Source organism: Flavobacterium arsenatis, from assembly GCF_031456785.1.
In the GTDB taxonomy this organism is placed as follows: domain Bacteria; phylum Bacteroidota; class Bacteroidia; order Flavobacteriales; family Flavobacteriaceae; genus Flavobacterium; species Flavobacterium arsenatis.
Genome location: NZ_JAVDVI010000004.1, coordinates 42639 through 67608, shown reverse-complemented (window position 1 = coordinate 67608; position 24970 = coordinate 42639). Strand labels below are relative to the sequence as shown.

The 24970-nt window shown below is 34.8% G+C and carries 26 protein-coding genes; 21 read left to right on the top strand and 5 right to left on the bottom strand.

The window, feature by feature from the left end; all coding sequences use genetic code 11:
* The first annotated feature begins 97 nt into the window (after window positions 1-97).
* Entirely contained in the window at window positions 98-949 is an 852-nt protein-coding gene (locus J2X31_RS05645) for a BadF/BadG/BcrA/BcrD ATPase family protein (protein ID WP_310025135.1), read from the top strand.
* 3 nt (window positions 950-952) lie between these two features.
* On the top strand, window positions 953-1321 hold the full coding sequence (locus J2X31_RS05640; RefSeq protein ID WP_310025133.1) for a methylglyoxal synthase: 369 nt from the start codon (window positions 953-955) through the stop codon (window positions 1319-1321).
* A 148-nt stretch (window positions 1322-1469) separates the two neighbouring features.
* Here the strand turns inward: J2X31_RS05640 and J2X31_RS05635 are convergent, their stop codons facing one another.
* Window positions 1470-1850, bottom strand: a complete 381-nt coding sequence (locus J2X31_RS05635; protein WP_310025131.1) for a RidA family protein — start codon at window positions 1848-1850, stop codon at window positions 1470-1472.
* Window positions 1851-1938: 88 nt separating this feature from the next.
* On the bottom strand, window positions 1939-4671 hold the full coding sequence (locus J2X31_RS05630; protein WP_310025130.1) for a putative LPS assembly protein LptD: 2733 nt from the start codon (window positions 4669-4671) through the stop codon (window positions 1939-1941).
* A gap of 84 nt (window positions 4672-4755) precedes the next feature.
* On the opposite strand from J2X31_RS05630, the gene J2X31_RS05625 reads away from it, so the two are divergent.
* The 7 genes from J2X31_RS05625 to J2X31_RS05595 all read left to right on the top strand — a co-directional run bounded on the left by J2X31_RS05625 (window position 4756) and on the right by J2X31_RS05595 (window position 13065).
* Window positions 4756-5910 (top strand): N-acetylmuramoyl-L-alanine amidase family protein, encoded by a 1155-nt coding sequence (locus tag J2X31_RS05625; protein WP_310025128.1) that lies wholly within the window; start codon window positions 4756-4758, stop codon window positions 5908-5910.
* Window positions 5911-5964: 54 nt separating this feature from the next.
* Window positions 5965-6921, top strand: coding sequence for an MlaD family protein (locus J2X31_RS05620; protein ID WP_310025126.1), 957 nt, complete (start codon window positions 5965-5967; stop codon window positions 6919-6921).
* A gap of 10 nt (window positions 6922-6931) precedes the next feature.
* Window positions 6932-8260, top strand: a complete 1329-nt coding sequence (locus J2X31_RS05615; RefSeq protein WP_310025125.1) for a 4Fe-4S dicluster domain-containing protein — start codon at window positions 6932-6934, stop codon at window positions 8258-8260.
* Window positions 8261-8342: 82 nt separating this feature from the next.
* Window positions 8343-8789, top strand: coding sequence for an LNS2 domain-containing protein (locus J2X31_RS05610; protein WP_310025123.1), 447 nt, complete (start codon window positions 8343-8345; stop codon window positions 8787-8789).
* 51 nt (window positions 8790-8840) lie between these two features.
* On the top strand, window positions 8841-9632 hold the full coding sequence (locus tag J2X31_RS05605) for a (Fe-S)-binding protein (RefSeq protein WP_310025121.1): 792 nt from the start codon (window positions 8841-8843) through the stop codon (window positions 9630-9632).
* A 41-nt stretch (window positions 9633-9673) separates the two neighbouring features.
* Entirely contained in the window at window positions 9674-10156 is a 483-nt protein-coding gene (locus tag J2X31_RS05600) for an ABC transporter ATPase (RefSeq protein ID WP_310025120.1), read from the top strand.
* Between the two features lie 14 nt (window positions 10157-10170).
* On the top strand, window positions 10171-13065 hold the full coding sequence (locus J2X31_RS05595) for a serine hydrolase domain-containing protein (RefSeq protein WP_310025118.1): 2895 nt from the start codon (window positions 10171-10173) through the stop codon (window positions 13063-13065).
* A gap of 275 nt (window positions 13066-13340) precedes the next feature.
* Here J2X31_RS05595 and J2X31_RS05590 read toward each other — a convergent pair whose 3' ends face one another.
* The gene (locus tag J2X31_RS05590) at window positions 13341-13595 is read right to left on the bottom strand and encodes a helix-turn-helix domain-containing protein (protein ID WP_310025117.1); all 255 of its coding nucleotides are present in this window, start codon (window positions 13593-13595) and stop codon (window positions 13341-13343) included.
* A 388-nt stretch (window positions 13596-13983) separates the two neighbouring features.
* On the opposite strand from J2X31_RS05590, the gene J2X31_RS05585 reads away from it, so the two are divergent.
* The 7 genes from J2X31_RS05585 (at window position 13984) to J2X31_RS05555 (ending at window position 19907) form a co-directional block, all read left to right on the top strand.
* The gene (locus tag J2X31_RS05585) at window positions 13984-15318 is read left to right on the top strand and encodes a hypothetical protein (RefSeq protein WP_310025115.1); all 1335 of its coding nucleotides are present in this window, start codon (window positions 13984-13986) and stop codon (window positions 15316-15318) included.
* An 11-nt stretch (window positions 15319-15329) separates the two neighbouring features.
* The gene (locus tag J2X31_RS05580) at window positions 15330-15965 is read left to right on the top strand and encodes a DUF6705 family protein (protein ID WP_310025114.1); all 636 of its coding nucleotides are present in this window, start codon (window positions 15330-15332) and stop codon (window positions 15963-15965) included.
* 46 nt (window positions 15966-16011) lie between these two features.
* Window positions 16012-16644, top strand: coding sequence for a DUF6705 family protein (locus J2X31_RS05575; RefSeq protein WP_310025113.1), 633 nt, complete (start codon window positions 16012-16014; stop codon window positions 16642-16644).
* A 46-nt stretch (window positions 16645-16690) separates the two neighbouring features.
* On the top strand, window positions 16691-17323 hold the full coding sequence (locus J2X31_RS05570; protein ID WP_310025111.1) for a DUF6705 family protein: 633 nt from the start codon (window positions 16691-16693) through the stop codon (window positions 17321-17323).
* A gap of 351 nt (window positions 17324-17674) precedes the next feature.
* Window positions 17675-18811: an N-acetyl-alpha-D-glucosaminyl L-malate synthase BshA gene (bshA, locus tag J2X31_RS05565; RefSeq protein ID WP_310025109.1), complete on the top strand. Its 1137-nt coding sequence runs from the start codon at window positions 17675-17677 to the stop codon at window positions 18809-18811.
* Entirely contained in the window at window positions 18808-19254 is a 447-nt protein-coding gene (locus tag J2X31_RS05560; protein ID WP_310025108.1) for a protease complex subunit PrcB family protein, read from the top strand. Before bshA ends, J2X31_RS05560 begins: the two co-directional genes overlap by 4 nt.
* Window positions 19255-19523: 269 nt before the next feature.
* Complete coding sequence (locus J2X31_RS05555; protein WP_310025107.1) at window positions 19524-19907, top strand: pyrophosphohydrolase domain-containing protein; 384 nt, start codon at window positions 19524-19526, stop codon at window positions 19905-19907.
* A gap of 39 nt (window positions 19908-19946) precedes the next feature.
* Here the strand turns inward: J2X31_RS05555 and J2X31_RS05550 are convergent, their stop codons facing one another.
* Window positions 19947-21014, bottom strand: a complete 1068-nt coding sequence (locus J2X31_RS05550; RefSeq protein ID WP_310025106.1) for a branched-chain amino acid aminotransferase — start codon at window positions 21012-21014, stop codon at window positions 19947-19949.
* A gap of 295 nt (window positions 21015-21309) precedes the next feature.
* On the opposite strand from J2X31_RS05550, the gene J2X31_RS05545 reads away from it, so the two are divergent.
* The 4 genes from J2X31_RS05545 (at window position 21310) to J2X31_RS05530 (ending at window position 23362) form a co-directional block, all read left to right on the top strand.
* Entirely contained in the window at window positions 21310-21933 is a 624-nt protein-coding gene (locus J2X31_RS05545) for a DUF4920 domain-containing protein (RefSeq protein ID WP_310025103.1), read from the top strand.
* Window positions 21933-22391 carry a hypothetical protein gene (locus J2X31_RS05540; RefSeq protein ID WP_310025102.1) on the top strand — a complete coding sequence of 153 codons (459 nt, stop codon included), beginning with the start codon at window positions 21933-21935 and terminating at the stop codon, window positions 22389-22391. Before J2X31_RS05545 ends, J2X31_RS05540 begins: the two co-directional genes overlap by 1 nt.
* A 9-nt stretch (window positions 22392-22400) precedes the next feature.
* Window positions 22401-23063 carry a tRNA (5-methylaminomethyl-2-thiouridine)(34)-methyltransferase MnmC2 gene (gene mnmC2, locus J2X31_RS05535; RefSeq protein ID WP_310025100.1) on the top strand — a complete coding sequence of 221 codons (663 nt, stop codon included), beginning with the start codon at window positions 22401-22403 and terminating at the stop codon, window positions 23061-23063.
* Between the two features lie 101 nt (window positions 23064-23164).
* Window positions 23165-23362: a hypothetical protein gene (locus tag J2X31_RS05530; RefSeq protein WP_310025099.1), complete on the top strand. Its 198-nt coding sequence runs from the start codon at window positions 23165-23167 to the stop codon at window positions 23360-23362.
* A gap of 29 nt (window positions 23363-23391) precedes the next feature.
* On the opposite strand, the gene J2X31_RS05525 is transcribed toward J2X31_RS05530, so the two are convergent.
* On the bottom strand, window positions 23392-24333 hold the full coding sequence (locus J2X31_RS05525) for a LysR substrate-binding domain-containing protein (protein ID WP_310025097.1): 942 nt from the start codon (window positions 24331-24333) through the stop codon (window positions 23392-23394).
* Window positions 24334-24439: 106 nt separating this feature from the next.
* Here J2X31_RS05525 and J2X31_RS05520 point away from each other — a divergent pair, with 106 nt between their 5' ends.
* Window positions 24440-24919, top strand: a complete 480-nt coding sequence (locus J2X31_RS05520; protein WP_310025096.1) for a Dps family protein — start codon at window positions 24440-24442, stop codon at window positions 24917-24919.
* Window positions 24920-24970 lie beyond the last annotated feature (51 nt).

Genomic DNA, 24970 nt, shown 5'->3' with positions numbered 1-24970 from the left:
TAATTTTTTTAATTAAAACTAACTAACCAAATTATAAATCAGGGCTTTTCATTAAGGATGTGATCCTAAATCTAAAATCCTAAATCTAACAATCTAAATGAAACTATTAGTAGATAGTGGTTCCACAAAAGCCGACTGGATTTCTATTGATGAATCTGGAAAAGTGCTTTTTACCACTCAAACCTTAGGATTAAATCCGGAAGTTCTTGGAAAAGATGAAGTTGTATCTCGTCTTAATGACAAATTTGATATTTTCCACAACAAGAAAAGCGTCACGCATCTCTATTTCTACGGAGCGGGTTGCGGAACCGAAAGAATGAAAAATTTCCTTGCCGATATTTTTAAGGAATATTTTCCAAATGCTGTAGTTTCAGTTCACGAGGATACCTATGCGGCTGTTTATGCTACGACTCCTAAAAATGAAAAAGCAATAGTTTGTATTTTAGGGACAGGTTCAAATTGCAGCTATTTTGATGGGAACGTCTTGCATCAAAAAGTGCAATCGCTGGGATATATCGCCATGGACGATTGTAGTGGTAACCAATTCGGACGTCATCTAATCCGTGGCTATTATTTCAACAAGATGCCTAAAGATTTGGCCGATCTTTTTGAAAAAGCCCATGATCTTGAAGCCGATGTCATCAAGCATCATTTGTATAAGGAAGCTAATCCAAATGCCTATTTGGCTACTTTTGCAAAGTTCCTAATTCAAAATAAAGAACATGAATTCTGCAAAAAAATCATCTATTCCTCTATGCAGGATTTTGTAGATTTTTATATTACCCAATATGAAAATTGCAGAGAAGTTCCGGTTCATTTCATAGGTTCAATTGCTTTTTATTTAAGAGAAGAACTCAAAGAAGTAATGGATAAAAACGGACTTGAATTAGGAAATGTCCTTCGTCGTCCTATCGACGGTTTGATTCAATATCATTCTTTAAACAAATAAATAATGGAAATTGCAATAATTGCTCATGACCGGATGAAGGCTGATATGGTGCAGTTTCTCAACAAAAACAAATCCATATTGATTGCAGAGAAAATTTCGCTCATTGCAACCGGAACAACCGGTTCTAAAGCAGAGAATGCTGGTTTCAGAGTACAGAAAATGCTTTCAGGCCCTTTGGGAGGCGATGCACAAATTGCTGCACGAGTAGCCGAAGGAAAAACCCAAATGGTGTTGTTTTTCAAGGATCCAAACTCAAGCCATGCCCATGAAGTAGATATCAATATGCTGATTAGGGTTTGCGATGTTCACAACGTTCCATTAGCAACCAACGAAGCAACAGCACAGTTGTTGTTGAATGCGATTGGAATGTAGTTTACAGTGTTCAGTCTCAGTTTTCAGTCGCAGTAAATAGTTGTGATTACATACACTAAAAAGACAGTAAAAAAAAGTCCAATTTCTAATTTGAAATTGGACTTTTATATTTTACGCCATATTGCAAACTGCGACTGAATACTAACCACTATCTAACAGCAATCACAGAAATTTCAACATTTACATTTTTTGGTAAGCAAGCCACTTGAACCGTTTCCCTAGCAGGAGCAGTTTTTTCATCAAAATAGCTTCCGTAAACCGAGTTGATTTTCCCGAAATCATTCATATCCATAATGAAAATTGTAGCCTTTACAACATTTTCAAAGGTCATTCCAGCTTCTTCAAGAACCGCTTTCATGTTTTCCATAACCTGCTTGGTTTCGGTTTCAATATCATCTAAAACCAATTCCATTGTTACAGGATCAAGAGCAATTTGCCCAGAAGTATAAAGTGTGTCACCTACCAAAACAGCTTGGTTGTATGGCCCGATTGGAGCAGGTGCTTTATCGGTATGGATTATTTTTTTCATATTATTTTAAATTTATTTCAATACTCAAAACTTGCATCTTCCATCTCCCATTTCCCTCGCGAAGCTTCGGGATTCCATTTCCCAACTTCTATCGAATCACCCTATCAGGCTGTGTTCTCTTTTCCCATTTAATATCACTTAACATTCCGGATTTAATTCCTATAAAGAATCCCCAATAGGCATTTTCACCAAATGGAGTCCAGTTGAAGTCCATTCTCCAACTCAACAAATCCCTTTCAAATCGAAGCTGGGTAAACGTTACGCCATTCTGAACAAAGTCGTAACCTGTAGAGATGCCAAATTTCCATTTCGGACTCAGATCCATATTTCCAGAGATCATGATTGAGTTTCCAGTAATTTCATTCTGTCGGGTTGCATTTCCATAAGTTAAGGAATAGGCAAAAGTTAAATCCCAGGGAAGCTTGGTTTTAAAGAACTCGCTTATAGCATCATCCTTGTCTTTGTCATCATCTCCAAACTGACTTCCTCTTCGGTCGCTAAAGTCGGTATTTGTTCCAAATAAATCATCTTCCCGGCCTCCATTCCGAGCACCTTGTTCGTTCTTGTTTTGAGCCTTGTCGTTTCCTTCACTGGTAAGCGAATAATTGATGGTAATATTGGCACTGGTCATCCTGAAAAGACTTCCTCCATTATCAATATTATACTTATTGATTCTTCTATTGGCGTTATTAAGAGCATAAGGATCTAAGGTTGCACCAAAATTCACATTCATCTTTTCCTTGAACAAAAGCGTTCCTCCGCTAACCCTAACAGGATTCCAAGGCAAAGAATCCGCAGCAATATTATAGCTCGTAGAAAAATTAAGGTTATTTAAAAGCATTACTTTTTTAGGTTCAGTTTTTGTAGAATCGCGATCCGTAACTTTTGCTTCAAAAGTGTTGTTTAAGCTAAAACCAATATTGTTAGAATAGTTTTGTCCCGGAACACCAAAAATCCCACCTTCAAATCGGGTATAATCTTTCCTTATTGTTCCGCTTGCATCAGTGTCATAGGTATCCCAATATTTATCAAAACTAGGTGTGTAGCTATGCGATACAGAAGGTCGCATCACGTGCCTGATGGCTTGCAATTTTTTATTTTCGCCAAAATTAAAAGTACCGTAGATGGTTGTTCCGACACTGCTTGAAAAAGAATAGGTCCTAAATGCATCAAAACCATTCACTTCTTTATCTACAACTTCACCTAAATCAGCATCAAAATTTCTGTCGATTGTTTTGGTATACCAGACTTCATTATAGTTCATTCCAGTAGAAACACTAAAATGCTTGAAAACCTTGAAATTGGTACTCAAAGGAATCGAATGCTGTAAGCCCACTTTAGCATCTCTGAACATTTCCGACTTAAAAAATAAAGAATCTGTTGTGGCGATTCTATTTTCGCCTCTTAGGTTGTATTGTAAATTGATATTCTTGAAAAATCCTTTTTTTGGAGCATCTTCGGCAGCAAAAGGGAAAATCCTGTCAACACTTAATTGGAGCGTTGGCAAGGTCATATTGATTTGCTGGGTTTGTGTGTTTTGTTGATGAGATGCCGTGAGCGACATGTTTACTGAAGGGACTGAATTAAATGTCTTAGAGTAAGAAATAGAGGAATTCATCGTGTTGTTAAGTCTAGAACCCACATTTACTTGATTCAATGAGTTCTGAAAATAAGTACTGCTTCCTAAATTCACAGAAGCAGAAAATCTTGAATTAGGACTAGATTTCGCATCTTGAGAATGGGACCATTGGATGTTGTATATATTTGATTTTGCATAATCAGGAAAACCACGTTCGCTGGTAATCTGGTTTTCAAAACGGATGTTCACATTTCCTCTAAATCGGTATCGTTTGGCATAACTTGATTCAAAACGAAGGGCATAACTTCCGTTGGTGTAATAATCTCCAAGGAAAGTCAGGTCATAATTATCGCTCAAGGCAAAATAATAACCACCATTCTGCAGGGAATATCCCTGACGTCTGGTGTCGGTAAAAGTTGGCATTATCACTCCTGACTGACTGGTTTCTGTCATCGGAAAAAAAGCAAAAGGAAGTCCGATTGGAGTAGGAACATCTGCAATTACCATATTGGTCAAACCCACCACCACTTTCTTTTTAGGTACAAATTTTGCCCTTCTCGCCAAGAAATAATATTCAGGATCGTCAATGTCTTCGGCAGTTGTAAACTTCACATTTTTCATAAAATACACCGAATCATTTTCCTTTTTAGCAATTTCGGCAATAAAATTAAGTTCACCTTGCTGACTTCTAGAATTCCAAATCAAAACTTTTTTAGTTTTAAAATTGAATCGGATAGAGTCGGGTTCTACAACATTTGAGCCTTGCTTGAAAACGGGTCTTTGGGTATAGGCTCCCGAGCTGTCCTTGATTCTTCCTGCATAAACTTCATCCTTGGCATAATCCATCACGATTATTCCGGATTTCAGTTCTACATCCAAATAATAGAGTTCGGCTTCGTTATATAAGGTAAGGAGTTTGTTTTTTTGGTCTACTTTTTCATAATCAACAGCCCTACGCTTCACAATTCCGTCAAGTGTCGATTTTTTAGGCTTCAAAGTATCTTTAGGAACTGTATCTTGAACTGCTTCAGTAATAAGTTCAAGTTCAGGAATTTCAGTTTTTGTGGTATCTTGTTGTTTTTCAGAGGGGATAGCAATAGTCTTTTTGGGTAACTCTTGGGAATAAATTTCTGATGTTCCCAATGTTAAAAAGATTACTGATAAAACGATATGAAATAAGTTTGTACGCAAAGGTTTAAATGCTATTTTTGTAAAAATATGGCTCAATTTTTGAAGTGTCAAACTTACTATAAATTTTCATCAAAATAAGTACTTTTCGAAATTATAACCATAAGGTTTTTATTAAAATTAACTTTTATAAGAATTATGAATTCCATACACAAACTTAAATCTTTCCTAGTATTACTTTTATTCACTATTTCTACAATAGCTTTCGGGCAATCAAGCAAGTTTAAAGTTGTTCTTGATGCGGGACATGGAGGTAAGGATTGGGGGGCTTCGCATCATGGTTTTGTTGAAAAGAGAATTGCTTTAAACGTAGTATTAGAATTGGGAAAGATATTGGAAAAAAGCTCGAATATTGAAGTTATATATACACGTAAAACAGATGTTTTTATTGAATTAACTGAACGTGCACATATAGCAAATAGGGTTGGAGCTAATTTGTTTATTTCAATTCACTGTAACGGAAACGCTAATTATGCAGCGTATGGTACCGAAACTTTCGTGATGGGGATGTCTAGAAGTGCAATGAACCTCGAAGTGGCAAAAAAAGAAAACCAGGTAATTGAATTAGAAGCGGATTATAAATTGAAATACAAAGGTTTTGATCCAAATTCCCCTGAAACCACGCTTGGATTAAATTTGCTCAAGGAACAATATCTAGATCAAAGTATTAGCATTGCAGGAAAAATTCAAGAAGGTTTTAGAACAGGGCTGAAACGCAAAAGCAGAGGTGTCAAGCAAGCACCAATATGGGTTTTGGATGCGACAGTTATGCCAGGAGTTTTGGTTGAGTTAGGTTTTTTGTCGAATAAGGAAGAAGGAGCTTATATCAACTCTGAAAAAGGGCAAGATGAGTTGGCTAGATCCATAGCAAATGCAATATTCAGTTATAAGAAGGAATATTTTGGTTCGGGAGAAAATGAACAAGTAGCAGAAAAATATGTTCCAAAAAGCGAACCTGAAGAAAAAGAAGTGGTAACAAAGGAAGCTGATGTTAAAAAAGAAGAGCCAAAGGAAACCGCAAAAACAGATGCACAAGGTGTAGTTTTTAAAGTTCAAATTTCTGCAAGTGGAAAAAAACTCGATTTGACACCAGCCAATTTCAAGGGTTTGAGTGATTTATCAGTTGCAACTGATAATGGAACTTTATTCAAATATATGTATGGCAATACATCAGATTATAGCGTTGCAAAACAAAATTTAGCAGAAGCGAAAGCAAAAGGATTCGATTCTGCCTATATAATTGCATTTAAAGACGGAAAAAAAGTAAATTTGCAAGATGTTATTAAAAACTAAAATAAAATTTAGTTTCTGATAATTTATTTTAAATTTGATAAAAAACGCTATACATTGAAAATTACAAGAGAGATTAAAACAGCTATATTGGTAATTGCTTCCATATTACTATTCATTTGGGGATACAGTTTTTTAAGAGGAAGCGACTTGCTTTCCGATTACAGAACTTTTTATGTGGAATTTGACAATGTTGAAGGTCTCGCACCATCAGCTCCCGTTACCATCAGCGGGCTTGCGGTTGGAAAGGTAACGGCAATCACTCTTCATCACGAAACTGCAAAGCTGACAGTTGAAATACAAATCAAAAGCGATTTTCCCATTTCAAAATCAAGTGTTGTAAACCTATATGAACCTGGTTTTATTGGAGGAAAACAACTTCAAATCATTCCAAACCTTGAAGATCAAACACCTGCTGAAAGTGGTGATAAACTTAAAAGCGGAATTGTTCCAGGTTTGCTAACGGGATTGGGAGATAAATTAGCACCAGTTCAACAAAAAGTAGAATTGGTGTTAGTAAGTGCCGATTCTCTTATCAGTAACTTGAATGATGTTTTGGATACTAAAACAAAAAACAATCTAAAAGCCAGTATCGAAAATCTTAATGCTACAATGGCAAGTTTCAGTAAAACTTCAAAAAGTTTAAGTGAAATTATGGATCACAATAAAGGTAAAATTGACGGCGTTGTAACCAATTTCGAAAAAATATCCTCTAATTTTTCTAAAGTTTCCGATACTATTGCTAAAGCAAAAATTGGTGAAGCAATCAATAATCTAGAGAAAACACTTGATGGAGTAAATAAAATCGTAAAAGATTTGGAAACAGGAAAAGGGACGATGGGTAAGCTACTCAAGGATGATGCAATGTATAATAATTTTACCAAGACTTCAAAAGAATTGGAATTGTTGCTTCAGGATTTGAGACTTAATCCAACGAGATATATAAATGTTTCCGTTTTCGGAAAGAAAAACAAGCCTTACGTGGCACCAAAAGTTACAGATACGATAAAGTAAAAATCAGTATATGAATTATTTAGATAATATATTTTTTGCTATCATCCTGATTTTAGGAATAGGGTATTTTACTTTAAATGTAAAAAAAATACTTCGTAATATTAAGTTAGGAAGAGATGTGAATCGTTCTGACAATCCTTCTGAACGATGGAAAAATATGGCAATGATTGCTCTTGGTCAATCTAAAATGGTTAAAAGACCTATTGCTGGAATTCTTCATATTATAGTTTATCTAGGATTTGTAATCATCAATATAGAAGTTGTTGAAATCATCATCGACGGACTTTTCGGAACCCATAGAGTATTAAGTTTTATGGGAACTTTCTATGACATTCTAATTGGTTCATTTGAAATTCTAGCCGCTTTGGTTTTAGTTTCAGTTATCATATTCCTTGTCAGAAGAAATATCATCAAGCTAAAAAGATTCATACATTCTGATTTGAAAGGATGGCCAAAAAGCGATGCCAATTATATTTTGTATTTCGAAGTGGTCTTGATGACATTATTTCTACTGATGAATGCAGCAGATTATCATTTGCAAAATGTAAGCGGTGGTTTTATGGATTTTCATCCTGCAGGATCTTTTCCTATAAGCCAATACATTTCAACTTTGTTCGATGGAGTGTCAAACGGAACAGTTTACATAATAGAAAGAACAGCTTGGTGGTTGCACATTGTTGGGATTTTAATTTTCCTTAATTATTTATATTTCTCGAAGCACTTGCATATTTTGCTTGCCTTCCCAAATACGTATTTTGCTGATTTGAATCCAAAAGGGCAATTTGATAACCTGGAATCGGTTACAAACGAAGTAAAATTGATGATGGACCCAAATGCAGATCCTTTTGCGGCAGCTCCAGCAGATGCGGTTCCAGCAAAATTTGGTGCCAATGATGTCCAGGATTTAAACTGGGTTCAGTTGATGAATGCCTATACTTGTACAGAATGTGGACGTTGCACATCAGCCTGTCCAGCAAATATCACAGGAAAAAAATTGTCTCCACGAAAAATTATGATGGATACAAGAGACCGTTTGGTTGAAGTAGGAAATAATATTGATGCCAACAAAGGTGTTTTTGTTCCAGATAATAAGACACTCTTAAACGATTACATCACGCCAGAAGAACTTTGGGCTTGCACATCTTGCAACGCTTGTGTCGAAGAATGTCCAGTAAATATTAGTCCGCTTTCTATCATTATGGATATGAGACGCTATTTGGTGATGGAGCAAAGTGCGGCACCAATGTCATTGAATGCCATGATGACAAATGTTGAAAATAACGGAGCACCTTGGCAGTACAGCCAACAAGACCGTTTGAACTGGAAAAACGAAAATTAATACGTATATAAAAATTCTCTTATAAGTGAGGTTAAGGGTGTTTTTAATTTCAAATCAAAAATAAATTAGAAACAAAACGAAAATGAAAACTGAAGATTTAGACAAGCAATTGGTTACAGCCACTGAAAACGGACACACTATCAGTCCTGTACTACCTGAAGGAGTAAAAAATTATTTAATAGATATCGATGGTACTGTTTGTGATGATATTCCAAACGAAGAACCAGAGAGAATGCTGACGGCAGAATTGTATCCAGATGCATTAATCACGTTAAACAAATGGTATGATGAAGGTCATATTATCTTCTTTTTCACCTCAAGAACTGAAGCTCACAGAGAATATACCGAAATTTGGTTGAAGAAACACGGTTTTAAATACCACGGAATCCTTTTCGGAAAACCACGTGGCGGAAACTACCATTGGATTGATAATCATTTGGTTAAAGCAACTCGTTACAGGGGAAAGTTTACCGATTTAGTAGATAAAGAAGTTACGATTCAAGTTTTTGATGACGAACACCACGGATAATTTTAGCTTTCAGATGCACTCTGAAATCTAAATTCTAAATTCTAAAATTATATGTCAGAGATTTTAAATGTGCCAACAATGGCCGAAATGCTTGCCGAAGGAAAACAGCCAGAAGTTTTGTTCTGGGTAGGTTGTGCAGGAAGTTTTGACGACAGGGCAAAAAAGATAACCAAAGCATTTGTAAAGATTTTAAATCGTTCGAATGTGTCATTTGCAGTTCTTGGAACCGAAGAAAGCTGTACTGGCGATCCGGCAAAAAGAGCTGGAAACGAGTTTTTGTTTCAAATGCAAGCGATGATGAACATAGAAGTTCTGAATGCTTATGAAGCAAAGAAGATTGTTACGGCCTGTCCACATTGTTTCAACACATTGAAAAATGAATATCCTGAATTAGGCGGAAAATACGAAGTTGTTCATCATACACAATTTTTAAAGTCGTTATTGGATGATGGAAGATTAACCATCGAAGGTGGTCAATTCAAAGGAAAAAGAATCACGTTTCACGACCCTTGCTATCTTGGAAGAGCCAATAATGTATATGAAGCCCCAAGAGAATTAATCCAAAAATTAGATGCTGAATTGGTTGAAATGAAGCGTTCAAAAGCCAACGGTTTATGCTGTGGTGCTGGTGGAGCTCAAATGTTCAAGGATGCCGAACCTGGAAACAAAGAAGTCTTTATCGAAAGAACCGAAGATGCTTTGGAAACACAACCTCAGGTAATTGCCGCAGGCTGTCCGTTTTGCAATACCATGCTAACCGACGGTGTAAAAAACAAAGAAAAAGAAGGCGAAATCAAAGTTATGGATGTAGCCGAATTAATAGCTAATGCACAAGATTTGTAATTTCAAAAATCTGAAATCTAAAATCATAAATCTAAAATAAAATGTACGTTCCATTCGAAAATTTACCAGAAGAATCAAAAATCTGGATTTACCAATCCAACAGAAAATTTTCTGATGAAGAATTTGTAGCAATTGAAAAAGAGGTGCAGGTTTTTATAGAAAATTGGGCCGCTCACGGAACCAGCCTCGAAGCTTCCTTTCAACTAAAATATAATCGTTTCATCATTTTGGCTGTAAATCAGGAAGTTCAAACGGCTACAGGGTGTTCGATAGATTCGTCGGTTGCTTTTATCCAAAGTTTGGAAAAAAAATACGATGTAGATTTATTGGATAAGATGAACGTAACCTTCAAATTGGGAGAACATGTAGCCCATAAACCATTAATCGATTTTAAAAAAATGGCCAAGGACAAAGCAGTTACAGGAAACACAATTGTTTTTAACAACTTGGTTAACAATATCGCAGAATACAACGAATCTTGGGAAGTTCCCGCTGCAGATAGCTGGCACAGTCGTTTTTTCTAAATCTCTTCCCTAAAATGAAATATTTCGTTCTCCTATTATTATTTGTTAGTCAAATTTCGCTTTCGCAAAAAAACCGCAGGACCGAACAATCGGTTTGGGTCGATAGCGTTTACAACCAAATGTCTTTTGACGAAAGGGTTGGGCAACTTTTTATGGTTGCCGCTTATTCCAATAAAGATACCGTTCACACGAATGCCATCGACAAACTGATTACAAATTATAAAATAGGTGGATTGATTTTCTTTCAAGGAGGTCCTTATCGTCAGGCTAAATTAACCAACCAATTTCAAGCAAAATCAAAACTCCCGATGTTTATTGGTATTGATGCCGAATGGGGTTTGGCAATGCGTTTGGATTCCGTGAATCGTTTTCCTTGGAACATGACTTTAGGAGCCATCCAAAACAATAAGCTAATTGAGAAAGTAGGTGAAGAATATGGAAAACAAAGCAAGAGAATGGGCATTCATTTTAATTTTGCTCCCGTTTTAGACATCAATACAAATCCATTAAATCCAATTATTGGAAACCGTTCTTTCGGGGAAGATAAATTCAATGTGACCGAAAAAGCACTGGCCTTGATGAAAGGCGTTCAACGTGAAGGTGTTTTTGCTACAGGAAAGCATTTCCCTGGACATGGAGCTACCGAAACCGACTCACATCATACTTTACCGATGGTGAATTTCACCAAGGAACGAATCGAAGACGTTGAGTTTTATCCCTATAAAAAATTATTCAAAGAAGGTCTGGCTTCCGTTATGGTTGCCCATTTGAACGTTCCGAGCTTGGAGCCTAGAGAAAATTACCCTTCTTCAATTTCCTACAATATCGTAACAAACATCCTCCAAAAACAACTCGGTTTTGAAGGTTTGATTTTTACGGATGCCTTGAATATGAAAGGTGCCAGTAATTTCAAACAACCGGGAGAGATTGACCTCGAAGCTTTTTTGGCTGGAAATGATATTTTGCTTTTTGCCGAAAATGTTCCAGTTGCGTTAGAAAAAATTTGTGTTGCCTATCAAGACACGATTATTACCGAAGAACGATTTGCCCATTCGGTAAAGAAAATCCTTCAGTTCAAATACAAGGCTGGTTTGGATAAATACAAGCCAATTGATACCAAAAATTTATCCAAAGATGTAAATCCAATTGATAATAATGCGTTGCAATATGAATTGTATGAAAATGCTACAACGGTTTTAAGAAACGAAGAGTCGATATTGCCTATAAAAGATATCGAAAATGAAAATATCGCCTACGTAAAATTAGGTGATGATGGCAACAGTGCTTTTCTGAATACCTTAAAGCAATACACCGAAGTGACCGAAATTTCAGAACCTAATATTGATACTTTATTGTTGAAACTTGAAACTTACACTAAAGTAATTGTAGGCTTTCACAAGGCAGATGGAGCTTGGAAAAAACACGATTTCAAGGCAGAAGAATTAGCTAAATTAGATGCTATTGCAAAGCGTAAAAAAGTAATTTTGGATGTATTTGCAAAACCCTATTCACTTTTGCCTATTACTGATTTTACCAACATTGAAGGTTTGATAGTTTCTTATCAGAATACTGATGTTTCGCAGATAGTTTCAGGTCAGTTGATTTTTGGAGCCTTTGAAGCAAAAGGAAAATTGCCCGTTTCCATTAATACTTCTTTCAGCGTCGGTGATGGTTTGAAAACCGAAAAGTTAGATGTTCTGGGTTTTACAGCTCCAGAAAATGTTGGCGTAAATTCTACGATTTTATCTAAAATTGATAAGATTGCACAAAAAGCGATTGATGCTAAAATGACACCGGGAGCTCAAATTTTGGTTGCCAGAAAAGGAAAAGTAATCTATCAGAAATCATTCGGGTATCATACTTACGATAATTTGATTAAAGTCAAAAACAGCGATGTTTATGATGTTGCTTCTTTAACCAAAATGATTTCGACTTTGCCAAATCTGATGCAATTGTACGATAAAAATAAGGTAGAATTGGATACAAAATTGGGTAAGATGTTGCCTCTTTTTAATGATTCTGATAAGAAGAACATCACTTTCAAAGATTTATTGTCGCATCAGGCAAGATTGCAAGCTTGGGTTCCTTTCTACAAGGAAACACTTGACAAAGACCAGAAACCAAGCGAGAAATATTATAGGAAATTACCTGATTCACAATTCTCGCTTCAAGTTGCCGATAGTCTTTTCATCAGAAATGATTATCATGACACCATAATGAATACAATTGCAAAAAGTAAATTGTTACCTAAAAAAGAATACAAATACAGCGATTTTACTTTTATCATTTTAAAAGAATATTTGGAAAAAACAACCCATCAATCTTTGAATGTTTTGAGTTATGGCAATTTTTTCAAACCTTTGGGAATGAACAACACGTTGTATAATCCGTTACAGAAAATCGCCAAAGACAGAATTCCGCCAACGGAAATCGATACATATTTTAGGTACCAAAACATTCAAGGACATGTTCATGACATGGAAGCGGCCATGGAAGGTGGAGTTGCAGGTCATGCAGGTATTTTTTCTAATGCTATAGATGTTGCCAAGATGATGCAAATGTATCTTCAAAAAGGGAAATATGCAGGAAAAGAATATTTTTCCGAAGCCACTTTCAACACTTTCAATACGTGCCATTTTTGTAGCGAAGGAAATAGGAGAGGTCTAGGATTCGACAAACAGCAACTTCCGGGAACATCTGGGCCAACTTGTGGTTGTGCTTCGATGTCGAGTTTTGGTCACACAGGATTCACAGGAACAATGGCTTGGGCAGATCCAGAGCAAGAGCTTGTTTATATTTTTTTATCAAATAGAACTTTCCCTGATTCGAACAAACCAAACACTTTGTCCAAGGAAAACATTAGAGAGGACATCCAAAAAATTATTTACGAGGCAATTATTAAAGGATAGATAACAAGTTTATCCGATTAAAGAAAAATAAATATTTGTAGAAAGGGTTATCCAATCAATTTTTCTGTGATAATTTTACAACTAAATATAAAAAACAATATATAGGCAGAAAACACTATATACAATATTACAGCTACTCAAAAATAATCATATATTTCCGTGTTTGAAACAATAAGTCCCATTTACATTGTAATGGCTCAAATTAAATTGAAAACTAAAAAAATAAGTTTCATGCTTTTTGAAAGTAGCATCATTCTAAACATTTGAAATTTTATTCATTCCAAGACAACATCTTCTAACAACTCAGATAGTGAAATATCTAATGCTAAAGCAATCATTGCTATAGTAAAAACGTTGGGGGTAACTTTTCCTTTTTCTATTTTATAGAGATATTGCCTGTCTTTCCAGACACGATGTGCCAATTCGGTTTGAGTTAATTTTCTCATTTTCCGAAACTTCTTTATTTGCCCGCCAACTAAAACGGGAATATTCTGTGTGTATTGCTTTATTTTGTCTTCTGAAATTTGCACAACACAAAATGAATCAAAAAATACTGCATTTTTGCAGCCTTAAAATACTTCTTTTTTGTATATTTGTATTTTATGTAGATAAAGTACTTTGAAAAAATTAACTTAGAAAACAAATGGAAAAAAATACATACTTTTTTACTACTTTGCAGTACATTAACTTTCGCACAACAGGTTTATTCCTGATAATAATTTTGAACAGGCTTTATAGATTTTAACCAAACAACACAAGCGTATGAAAAGAACAAAATTTTTAAAACTGAAATCCTTGATTATTTTAGGATTTATGGCAGTATTTTTGCATAGTTGACAGCAAGACGATTCTATCCATGAACAACTTCAGCAAAACAAGCTAAATGTCAAGATAGAGGAGAAAACACTCGAAGAGTTAATGAATGACCAAAAATTCTCAACCGCATTCAGTAAAATGCCAAAACAAAAATCCAACTTTCCGAACGCTGTTGCTGCCAGAACGGTTATGGAACAAGATTATGATTTTATCATTTCCGATGATATTCCTGCTAAGGTTATTACTATTGAAAGCATTGTTTCATACACTTTTCACATCAGCAGGGAAAATGACCCTGTTGAAAATTCCGATTCTTTTGAAAATCTTATTGTTTTAATAGACTCACTTGAGACAGCAAAGGCTTATATATTAAAATACAATATGTTATCTGAATCCGTCTATGTGAGCCAACACGATTCTTACACAATAGATGCCGAAACTGAACTTACACCTATAAATTTTAATGATACCCAGGCAAGAATAAGCTATATCAGTAGCGACGGATGCACTGTAATGACACTGATGTGTCCTTATGGAGATCATCCCCATCCTGCAGGTGGGGGATGTCTTGAAGAGGACAGGGGCGATTTGTACTGGTCATCTGATAGCAGCAATTGCCGTGGAGGAGGTGGTGGTTCTTCGGGGAGTACTGGGAATCCGGGTTCAATGCCTGGAAATGGAGACTCTAATTCAGGAACTTCCGGAGGAGGAAACTCCAATGGGGGTAGCGGTTCGGGTGCTGGTTCGCCTTTGGTTACTGCTCCTGTGGGGTTAGACGGGCAGGCTTCTAATAACAATTGTAAAGACCTGCAGGATAAAACAAAATTTACGGAGTATAAGGACAAGATGGATGAGCTAAAGCAGAAAGCTGCTACACAAGGTGTAGAATCAGGATATATAACCTATTCGGGAGACCCGAAATTTTCACAGGAATATCAGGGAGATCAAGATGAGGAAGATGGAAGTATGATGAAGTTCCCTCTTGATACTTCACGGAATGACCAGACCGGTTTCATTCATTGCCATTTGGATGACCCTAATAAGAAGAATTTTGCCGTTTTCAGCCTAACGGATCTGGACGGGTTTGCTCAAATTATTCAAAACTCAACCGCTCCGGTAAGCTCTTATACCCTTATGGTTACGAGTGCCAAAGGAACATTTGCCTTGAAAATAACCAATAAAAACCAATTTATTGCTATGGTAAATGCTTTGAATAATAATTGGGATATATCAGAAAGAGCTTTTAAAAATTGGTATGTGAAAAAGGAGGAAAGTACAGATAAACAGATAGAAGGGTTTTTAAAATTTTTCAGGCAAAATACCAATCAGGCAATTAAAAATCCCGGATTTGAGTTTTTCAGCTGTGACAACAACTTTCAGAACTGGACAAAGCACGAACTGGATAATAATAATGTAAAGAAAACAAAAAAATGCTAAAAAGAAAGATTATGAAAACAAAAGTCATACTAATATTTGTAATGTTGGCCTCAATATATAGCTATGCCCAGCAACCCCCTGTAGTAAGAACACTTTCTTATGTACAAAAAAGGGCCTCATCTTACAGCCCTGAATCAGGGGATTATGAAAAAGACTTCCAAAACCAGTTGGATCCCTATATTGGAATCTGGAAATATGAAGGGAATAATAAAATCTTCATTATAAAATTACAAAGAGTTAATCAGGTTTTTTTGGGACAATCCTATAGTGATATTACCTACTTTTATTTTGATGCTCTTGTACTTACTTATAAACTGCAAAATAATGACGGGAGTGTTATTTATGACAATATGGATTTAGTGCCAACCACTATGTTCTCGGATGAATTCGGGTATTTTACAGGAACAGATAGCAATGACTATCTTAATGGTTCATTTCGAGATTTTACAACTAATGTATTGGTTTCGCATTGTGAAATAACAAAGTTAGAAACAACGGCAGGACAGCCTGATAAAATCTATTTTAAACTTTTTGGGAATCATACTTCATTAAGAAGATCAAGCTTCAATGAACCAACCAATTATATACCGGGAGTAACCCCCTTGTATAGTGTTCCTAACAAGGTTGAGCTTGTAAGGATAGAGTAATGTTTATAGTGGGTGGGTGCCGTGCTAAATGTTAAGGTAACAAATTATGAAAACAAAAGTCATACTAATATTTGTAATGTTGGCTTCAATATATAGCTATGCCCAGCAACCCCCTGTAGTAAGAACCCTTTCTTATCTACAAAAAAGGGCCTCTTCTTACAGTCCCGAGTCAGGAGACTATATAAAGGATTTCCAAAACCAGTTAAGCCCTTATATAGGAACTTGGAGGTACGAAGGAAACGGAAAAATATTTACATTAAAATTACAAAGGGTTAATAAAGTCTTTTGGGGACAATCCTATAGTGATATTACTTATTTTTATTCCGATTATATTATACTTACTTATAAGCTTCAGGATACCAATGGTAACATTATACATGACAATACTAATCTAGTGCCAACTACTATGTTTTCAAGTGAATTTGGGTATCTATGTATAGATGAAAGTGATGATTATATTGATGGTTCATTTCGAGATTTTACAACTAATGTATTGGTTTCGCATTGTAAAATAACAAAGTTAGTAACAACGGCGGGACAGCCTGATAAAATTTATTTTGAGCTTTTTGAAAGTCATACTTCATTAAGAAAAACACCTAACCAGCCAACCAATTATATACCAGGAGTAACCCCCTTGTATAGTGTTCCTAACAGGATCGAACTTGTAAGGATAGAATAATGTTTATAGTGGATGGGTGCCGTGCTAAATGTTAAAGTAACAGATTATGAAAACAAAAGTCATACTAATATTTGTAATGTTGGCTTCAATATATAGCTATGCCCAGCAACCCCCTGTACTAAGAACCCTTTCTTATCTACAAAAAAGGGCCTCGTCTTACAGTCCCGAGTCAGGAGACTATATAAAGGATTTCCAAAACCAGTTAAGCCCTTATATAGGAACTTGGAAGTACGAAGGAAACGGAAAAATATTTACATTAAGATTACAAAAAGTAAATCAATTATTTTTTGGACAATCCTATAGTGATATTACCTACTTTTATTTTGATGCTCTTGTCCTTACCTATAAACTGCAAAATAATGACGGGAGTGTTATTTATGACAATATGGATTTAGTGCCAACCACTATGTTTTCGAACGAATTCGGGTATTTTACAGGAATGGATAGCAATGACTACCTTAATGGTTCATTTCGAGATTTTACAACTAATGTATTGGTTTCGCATTGTGAAATAACAAAGTTAGAAACAACAGCAGGACAGCCTGATAAAATTTATTTTGAGCTTTTTGAAAGTCATACTTCATTAAGAAAAACACCTAACCAGCCAACCAATTATATATCGGGAGTAACCCCCTTGTATAGTGTTCCTAACAGGATTGAACTTGTAAGAATAGAGTAATGTTTATAGTGGATGGTTGTTGTTGTGCTAAATGTTAAGGTAACAAATTATGAAAACAAAAGTCATACTAATATTTGTAATGTTGGCTTCAATATATAGCTATGCCCAGCAAACCTTGCAAATAAAAACTAAGCATCGTGAAAAAATATACTTACAACTATTGCATATTTTATCTCAAGAATAGAAAGCGGACATAGAAACTCCAGCTTTCTGCATTTATAAATTAATCGAGTTTGGGTTAGGTCGGATAATAAACCTAACAATCAAGACGGTCCCGGAATCGTTAATTTCCTCTAAATTTCAATAGTATAAAGCCTATTTTCCCTAATTTTGTTACACTAAAAAACAAAAATGAAAATAGCAATTGTTTGTTATCCAACCTTTGGAGGTAGTGGTGTGGTTGCCACAGAGTTAGGTTTAGAACTAGCCCGAAGAGGTCACGAAATACACTTTATAACCTACAGTCAGCCGGTTCGTTTGGCACTTCTGAATCCAAATGTGCATTACCACGAAGTTAACGTTCCAGAATATCCATTGTTTCATTATCAACCTTATGAATTGGCGTTGTCCAGCAAGTTGGTCGATATGGTCAAGTTGTATAAAATTGAGCTGTTGCACGTTCATTATGCCATTCCGCATGCTTATGCTGGTTATATGGCAAAGCAAATGTTGAAGGATGAAGGGATTGATATTCCTATGGTGACAACACTTCACGGAACAGATATTACATTGGTAGGAAACCATCCGTTTTATAAACCAGCTGTAACGTTCAGCATTAATAAATCAGATATTGTGACTTCGGTTTCTCAAAGTTTGAAGGACGATACCTTGAAGTTATTTAATATCAAAAAGGACATTACTGTTATTCCTAATTTTATTGAGTTGGATAAAAATATTGATGACGCTAGTATTCCTTGCCGTCGTTCGGTTATGGCGAAGGAAAACGAGAGGATAATAACACACGTGAGTAATTTCAGGAAAGTAAAGCGTATTCCAGATATCATTAAGATTTTCTACAAAATTCAACAAGAAATTCCAGCTAAATTAATGATGGTTGGAGATGGACCCGAAAAGGAAAAAGCAGAAGCTATATGTGCAGAATTAGGAATTTTAGATAAGGTTATTTTCTTTGGAAACAGCAATGAAATTGACAGAATCCTAAGTTATACCGATTTGTTCCTTCTACCTTCTGAAACAGAAAGTTTCGGTTTGGCCGCTTTGGAAGCTATGGCTTGGGGAATTCCGGTCATCTCAAGTAATTCAGGAGGTCTGCCCGAAGTAAATTTTGATGGAATTTCAGGTTATTTGAGCAATGTCGGTATGACGGATGAAATGGCTGAAAACGCTCTCAAAATATTAAAAGATGATAAAATCCTAACAGAATTCAAAAGCAACGCCTTATCAGTTGCAAAACAATTTGACATTAAAAATATTTTACCACTATATGAAGCTTTGTATGAAAAGGCTTTAGAAAAACAAACCGTATGAAAAAGCTATTTATAGTTCCGATTATTGCAATGATAGTTTCTTGCAATTGTAAAAAAGCAACAGTTGCAGGTGAGAATAATACAGATTCAGCAAAGCAACCTTTGTTTGAAGTATTGAGTGAATCTGCCTATCAAGGAAGAGAAACTGAATCTTTTGAAGTCATTAAGGATGGGGCATCTTTGAATGCTTTATATCAATCCATTAACAATGAAAATGTTCCTGAAATTGACTTTTCAAAACAGAGAGTAGTTGCATTATTTTTAGGACAACGAAATTCCGGAGGTTATGCAATCAAGGTAAAAAACGTTACAGAAAAGGACAATAAGATTTATGTAGAAGTAGAAAAAACAAGTCCAAAAGCAGGTGAAAATGCTACTATGGCTATTACAAATCCTTACAGTATTGCTAAAATAAATTCCGCCAAGGAAGTTATATTCAAGTGATTAATGTTTTAAATACCCTTTTATAAAAAACAAAAACCCAATAAAAACAAAAAATCCCAGAAGGATGATGTAGCTTCCCTTATAGTATTTTCTGTGCAGTTTAATATCTTTCCGATACGAATAAATCATTGCAATTATAAAAACAACGACAAAAAAAACAGCAAATAGCAATTGACCTTGGGTAAACATATCATTAAAAATTTGATGCAAAAATAGGTATTAATTGTCAAAATTTAGTATTTTGCAGTACCATTTAACTTGATAAAAATATGCAAAAACAACTCAACTCAGTAAAAGAATTCCACGAATCATTCAGGATAGGTTTTAGCGAAAATCCAAGAGCCGATTTGGGAGATATTAAAAATATTCTTCGTTATAATTTAATGAAGGAAGAAAATGAGGAATATTTGGAAGCTGTTCAAAATAAGGATATTGTTGAAATTGCCGATGCTTTGGGAGATATGCTGTATATTTTATGCGGAACAATTATTGAACATGGTCTTCAGCATAAAATAGAAGAAGTTTTTGATGAAATTCAACGTAGCAATATGAGTAAGTTGGGGGAAGATGGAAATCCAATTTACAGGGAAGATGGAAAAGTGATGAAAGGGCCAAATTATTTCAAACCAAATTTTGCTGAAATCTTAAAATAAAAAAAAGCTCGAAAATTTAATTTCGAGCTTTTTTGTAAACTATATTTTCACTGTCCAGCCAAAAGTATCCTCGGCTAATTTATATTGAATTTTGGTCAGTTTTTCTTTTAATAATAATGCAAATGAATTTTCAATTTTAGGTAGCTCATAATAAGTATCCTGATATGAAAATCCAACAATAGGATTTACAACCGCGGCAGTTCCAGCTCCAAAAATTTCTTTTAGAGAACCATCTTTTGCCGCTTCAATTATTTCTTCAACCAAAACCGGACGAACAGCAACATCTATTCCGTCTCTTTTTGCAAGATCAATCAGACTTTTTCGGGTTACACCGTCTAAAATCCTTTCGCTTGTTGGAGCAGTATATAAGGTGTCGTTAATTCTAAAAAATACATTCATCGTTCCAGCTTCTTCAAGCTTTGTGTGAGTTGCATCATCTGTCCAGATAATTTGCTGGAAGCCTCTTTCGTTGGCCAACTTTGTAGGATAAAATTGAGCTGAATAATTTCCGGCTGCTTTTGCAGCACCAATTCCGCCATTTGCCGCTCGGCTGTAATGTTCGGCTATGATTACTTTGACTTCTCCAGAATAGTAGGATTTTGCAGGAGAAAGGATAATCATAAAACGATATTGTGTAGAAGGTGCTGCAATTACTCCAGAACCAATAGCAATCATAAACGGTCGGATATACAAAGTGTTTCCGAGTCCTTTTTTAACCCATTCTCTTTCTAAATCAATCAATTGATGGAGCCCACTCATAAATATTTCTTCATCAACTTCCGGCATTGCCATCCTTTTAGCTGATTTATTGAAACGTTCAAAATTTTGATCAGGGCGAAAAAGCCATACATCATCACTTTCATCCTTGTAGGCTTTCATTCCTTCAAAAATGGCCTGACCATAATGAAAAACTTTTGCAGACGGATCTAATAGAAAAGGTGCATAAGGTTTTATCTCTGCTTTTTGCCATTTTCCTTCTCTAAAATCACAAACAAACATGTGATCTGTAAAAGTTGTGCCAAAAGTCAGGTTATCAAAATCAACAGAATCTATTTTTGAAGAAGAAACCCTTACTATATCGATTTCGTGAGTGTTTTTTAAACTCATTTATTTAGATGTTTTAAATAAAATATATTTCATAAATAGCTGATTTTAAAGTATTTGTGAAGTAAATTTAAAAGTTAAATATTGTATTTTAAGTTTTTTGCTAAATTAATAAAAATTGATATGATTTGTGAAGAGAAATTAAATATTTTAATACTTTTTTCTAATTTCGTTAGTTCTCACTTAAAATATTAGAAATTCAATAAGAATAATAGAAATTTAGTATTATAATGTTCTAAAGTTCCAAGAAACTGCTACTTTTGTAACGTTATAAAGTGAAATTATAAAACAAATAGAAATGAAAAAAATTGTTGTACTAGTTTGTTCATTAATAGTAATGATCAGTTGCAAAAATAAATCCGAAGAAGTAGAAATTGATGAAACTAAGACGGAAATTCCTACTGATACAATTACGCCTAAAGATACTTTAGCAATTGAAGATGTTGAAAGTCAAGAAAGTGAAGTGCTTTCTAAAGAAGCCATAGAAGAGGTGAAGGTTGAAACTAAAGAGCCAAAAGTTGAATATGCGTCTTTTGGGGGTAAATTCAAGGCAGATAAAGCTTTAACCAAGGAGGAAATGCTCAAAAAGTATAAATCTATGAAAAAAGGCGATACGGTTGCAGTTCAATTCAAATCAAAAATAAAAGAAGTTTGCAAGAAAAAAGGTTGTTGGATGTCAATGGATTTGGCAAATGAAAAAGAATCATTTGTGCGTTTTAAAGACTATGGATTCTTTGTTCCGCTGAATGCTGATAATTCAAATGCTATTGTTACAGGAAGAGCTTATTTGGATGTAATTACGGTTGATGAGTTGAAACATTATGCAAAAGACGGTGGAAAATCGGAAGAAGAGATTGCCAAAATTACCGAACCAAAAATCACTTATGCGTTTCAAGCTGATGGAGTTTTAATCGAAAAATAATGAATAGATACTTAATACTTATTTTCTTTGTCGTTCTTGCATCCTGTGATAAGAAGGTTGAAAAAACAGAAACGATGAATGATTCTGTAGAAAAATCTTCCGAAAAGAAAGAAGACAAAAAATTTGAGATGTATGAAATGTCTGAAATGTCGCTTTTGATGGAGCAGATGTATGTGGACAATGAACGCTTAAAGGAAAGAATTAAAAAAGGGGATACGATTGGAAAATTCCCCAATCATTTTTTGAAAATTCATAAAGTTGTCATGACCGATGATAAAGAAAATGATGCTTTTTTTAAGGAACAGGCAAACAACTTTATCAAGGCTCAACAAATGATTTATGAAGATCCAAAAAATGCAAAGGAGCATTTTAATAAAGGAGTTGATGCTTGTTTGAAATGCCATCAGGTAAAATGTGGCGGGCCAATCCCAAGAATCAAAAAATTATACATTGAATAATTTATTCAAATGAAAAGAGAGATTATTCAAACTTCGGATGGATCAACCACCATACATTTGCCGGAATGGAACGAAAATTATCATTCCAAACACGGAGCAATCCAAGAGGCGAAACACGTGTTCATAAAAAACGGACTTTCCTTATTTGAAGGGAAGTCCGTTTCCATTTTGGAAATAGGTTTTGGAACAGGTTTGAATGCATTCATCACTTTTTTGGAAGCAAAAAAAAACGATCAAAAAATTGATTATGTTGGAGTAGAAGCCTACCCAGTTTCCTTTGAAGAAGTGGAGCAGATGAACTATGTTTCCGAACTTGATGCAGAAAGTGAAGTTGAAATCTTCAAGAAAATGCACGATTCGGATTGGGATACAAATGTTAAAATTTCAGAATCGTTTTTGTTAAAGAAAAGAAAACAGTTTTTCAATGAAATAAATGATGTTGAGCAGTTTGATTTGATCTATTTTGATGCTTTCGGGTTTAGGGTACAGCCGGAGTTGTGGAGCACGGAAATTTTCCAAAAGATGTTCAATGCCTTAAAACGCAACAGTTATTTGGTTACGTATGCTGCAAGAGGTGTGGTGAAAAGAAGTATGCTTGAAGTTGGCTTTACAGTTGAGAAATTAGAAGGTCCTCCAGGCAAGCGAGAGATGTTTCGGGCCTACAAAAAATAGATTTAACATAATAGATAGTTTTAATTAACTAAAACGTTTTCGTTGGTATTGATATATTTTATAAATTTGATTCAACAAATACAAAATAGCTTAATTCTTTTATGAAAAAAACTATGTTTAGCTACACTAAAACGATTCTCGAAAGAGTAAGTTTTGACCCATTACTTTTTTGTAAGGAAGTAGAAAAGGCGTTAAAGATACTATTACCTTATGAAATAGAGCAATTAACAGATTGGCTGTTTCAGTACACACAGGAAAAGCCTGAATTGCAACATTGCCAATTACTATTAAACAAATAAAACTAAAGGAGCTTAAATGGCTCCTTTTTTTATTTCTTGTTTAATGGACTCACAATTTGTACGTTCTGGAAAACAATTGCTCCTTTAACGACTCCTGCAATTGTAGTTCTCAAGGCATCGATAATTTGAATTTTCAATTCCGTTTTTGGAAAAATCAAGCTTACTTCCCTTGCTGGTTTTGGTTCAACAAAATGATGCAATTTCTTTTTGTCTTTTTCGTTCAGGTCCAACGTATGCAAATAAGGAAGCAAGGTGGTTCCCAAACCTTCATCGGCCAATTTGATTAAAGTTTCAAAACTTCCGCTTTCCAATTGAAAGGAATTTCCTGTACTGATTCCGTTGCTTTTGCATAGATTCAGAATTCCATCGCGGAAACAATGTCCATCTTGTAGTAACAAAATCTCTTCAATATTCAAATCGGAAACTTCAATATCGCCTTTATGGGCTATTGTGTGATTTTCAGGAATATAAGCCACAAAAGGTTCAAAATAAAGTACAATTTCCTTCAACTTTTCTTCCATCAAAGGAGTAGAAGCAATTGCCGCATCAAGATGTCCGTTTTTAAGTTTTACTATAATTTCATCGGTGTTCAGTTCCTCAATTATCAGTTTTACTTTTGGGTATTTCTTAATGAAATTATTCAAGAACATAGGTAACAATGTCGGCATAATCGTTGGGATGATTCCTAATCTGAATTCGCCTCCAATAAACCCTTTTTGTTGCTCAACGATGTCTTTGATTCTATCGGCTTCAATTACGATATTCTTCGCTTGATTGACAATTTTTTGTCCAATATCAGTCAGCTGAATAGGTTTTTTGGTACGGTCAAAAATTTGGATACTCAACTCTTCCTCAATCTTTTGTATCTGCATACTCAAAGTAGGTTGAGTAACAAAACATTTCTCGGCTGCAAGTGTAAAATTCTTGTGTTCTGCAACAGCAAGAACATATTGTAATTGAGTGATTGTCATTATATAAATATTTGATGCAAATTTAAGAAAACAATAGCTTTTTATTATAGTTATCACGGTTATTTTTCAGTAATTTTATGCTAAATAAAACTCAAAAAAAATTATCATGAAAACCAATATTTTAGGACTGCCTGTTAAGGAATCTCAAGAAGTTGTAGCCGACTTGAACACGCTTTTATCTAACTTTCAAGTATACTATCAAAATTTAAGAGGAATCCATTGGAACATTCGCGGAAAGCGTTTCTTTGATCTTCATGTTAAATTCGAAGAATTGTATAACGATGCTCAACTAAAGATAGATTTAATAGCCGAAAGGGTATTGACAATAGGAGGAACGCCGTTGCATACATTCGAAGATTATATCAAACACAACAAATTGACGGTTGGAAAAAATATTTCAAACGATGAAAAAGCGGTTCATTTGATTGTCAATTCTTTATCTGATTTATTGAAAATTGAAAGAGAAATCTTGAACAAAACCGATGAGATTAACGATGAAGGAACAAATTCTATGATGAGCGACTTCATTGCCGAACAAGAAAAAACAATCTGGATGATGAGGGCTTGGCTAGAAGAAAGCTTATAAACCTCTAATAATTTTCTTATTTTAAAAGCCTGAATTAAATATTTAATTTAG

What these genes read in the sequence shown, in the direction of transcription:
- J2X31_RS05570 (WP_310025111.1), top strand. Translation starts at nt 16,691, where the DNA reads ATGAAAACAAAAGTCATACTAATATTTGTAATGTTGGCTTCAATATAT.
- J2X31_RS05605 (WP_310025121.1), top strand. Translation starts at nt 8,841, where the DNA reads ATGTCAGAGATTTTAAATGTGCCAACAATGGCCGAAATGCTTGCCGAA.
- J2X31_RS05550 (WP_310025106.1), bottom strand. Translation starts at nt 21,014, where the DNA reads ATGAGTTTAAAAAACACTCACGAAATCGATATAGTAAGGGTTTCTTCT.
- J2X31_RS05545 (WP_310025103.1), top strand. Translation starts at nt 21,310, where the DNA reads ATGAAAAAAATTGTTGTACTAGTTTGTTCATTAATAGTAATGATCAGT.
- J2X31_RS05595 (WP_310025118.1), top strand. Translation starts at nt 10,171, where the DNA reads ATGAAATATTTCGTTCTCCTATTATTATTTGTTAGTCAAATTTCGCTT.
- J2X31_RS05540 (WP_310025102.1), top strand. Translation starts at nt 21,933, where the DNA reads ATGAATAGATACTTAATACTTATTTTCTTTGTCGTTCTTGCATCCTGT.
- J2X31_RS05610 (WP_310025123.1), top strand. Translation starts at nt 8,343, where the DNA reads ATGAAAACTGAAGATTTAGACAAGCAATTGGTTACAGCCACTGAAAAC.
- J2X31_RS05600 (WP_310025120.1), top strand. Translation starts at nt 9,674, where the DNA reads ATGTACGTTCCATTCGAAAATTTACCAGAAGAATCAAAAATCTGGATT.
- J2X31_RS05585 (WP_310025115.1), top strand. Translation starts at nt 13,984, where the DNA reads ATGAATGACCAAAAATTCTCAACCGCATTCAGTAAAATGCCAAAACAA.
- J2X31_RS05575 (WP_310025113.1), top strand. Translation starts at nt 16,012, where the DNA reads ATGAAAACAAAAGTCATACTAATATTTGTAATGTTGGCTTCAATATAT.
- J2X31_RS05555 (WP_310025107.1), top strand. Translation starts at nt 19,524, where the DNA reads ATGCAAAAACAACTCAACTCAGTAAAAGAATTCCACGAATCATTCAGG.
- J2X31_RS05520 (WP_310025096.1), top strand. Translation starts at nt 24,440, where the DNA reads ATGAAAACCAATATTTTAGGACTGCCTGTTAAGGAATCTCAAGAAGTT.
- J2X31_RS05530 (WP_310025099.1), top strand. Translation starts at nt 23,165, where the DNA reads ATGAAAAAAACTATGTTTAGCTACACTAAAACGATTCTCGAAAGAGTA.
- J2X31_RS05625 (WP_310025128.1), top strand. Translation starts at nt 4,756, where the DNA reads ATGAATTCCATACACAAACTTAAATCTTTCCTAGTATTACTTTTATTC.
- J2X31_RS05580 (WP_310025114.1), top strand. Translation starts at nt 15,330, where the DNA reads ATGAAAACAAAAGTCATACTAATATTTGTAATGTTGGCCTCAATATAT.
- J2X31_RS05560 (WP_310025108.1), top strand. Translation starts at nt 18,808, where the DNA reads ATGAAAAAGCTATTTATAGTTCCGATTATTGCAATGATAGTTTCTTGC.
- mnmC2 (WP_310025100.1), top strand. Translation starts at nt 22,401, where the DNA reads ATGAAAAGAGAGATTATTCAAACTTCGGATGGATCAACCACCATACAT.
- J2X31_RS05645 (WP_310025135.1), top strand. Translation starts at nt 98, where the DNA reads ATGAAACTATTAGTAGATAGTGGTTCCACAAAAGCCGACTGGATTTCT.
- J2X31_RS05615 (WP_310025125.1), top strand. Translation starts at nt 6,932, where the DNA reads ATGAATTATTTAGATAATATATTTTTTGCTATCATCCTGATTTTAGGA.
- J2X31_RS05635 (WP_310025131.1), bottom strand. Translation starts at nt 1,850, where the DNA reads ATGAAAAAAATAATCCATACCGATAAAGCACCTGCTCCAATCGGGCCA.
- bshA (WP_310025109.1), top strand. Translation starts at nt 17,675, where the DNA reads ATGAAAATAGCAATTGTTTGTTATCCAACCTTTGGAGGTAGTGGTGTG.
- J2X31_RS05640 (WP_310025133.1), top strand. Translation starts at nt 953, where the DNA reads ATGGAAATTGCAATAATTGCTCATGACCGGATGAAGGCTGATATGGTG.
- J2X31_RS05525 (WP_310025097.1), bottom strand. Translation starts at nt 24,333, where the DNA reads ATGACAATCACTCAATTACAATATGTTCTTGCTGTTGCAGAACACAAG.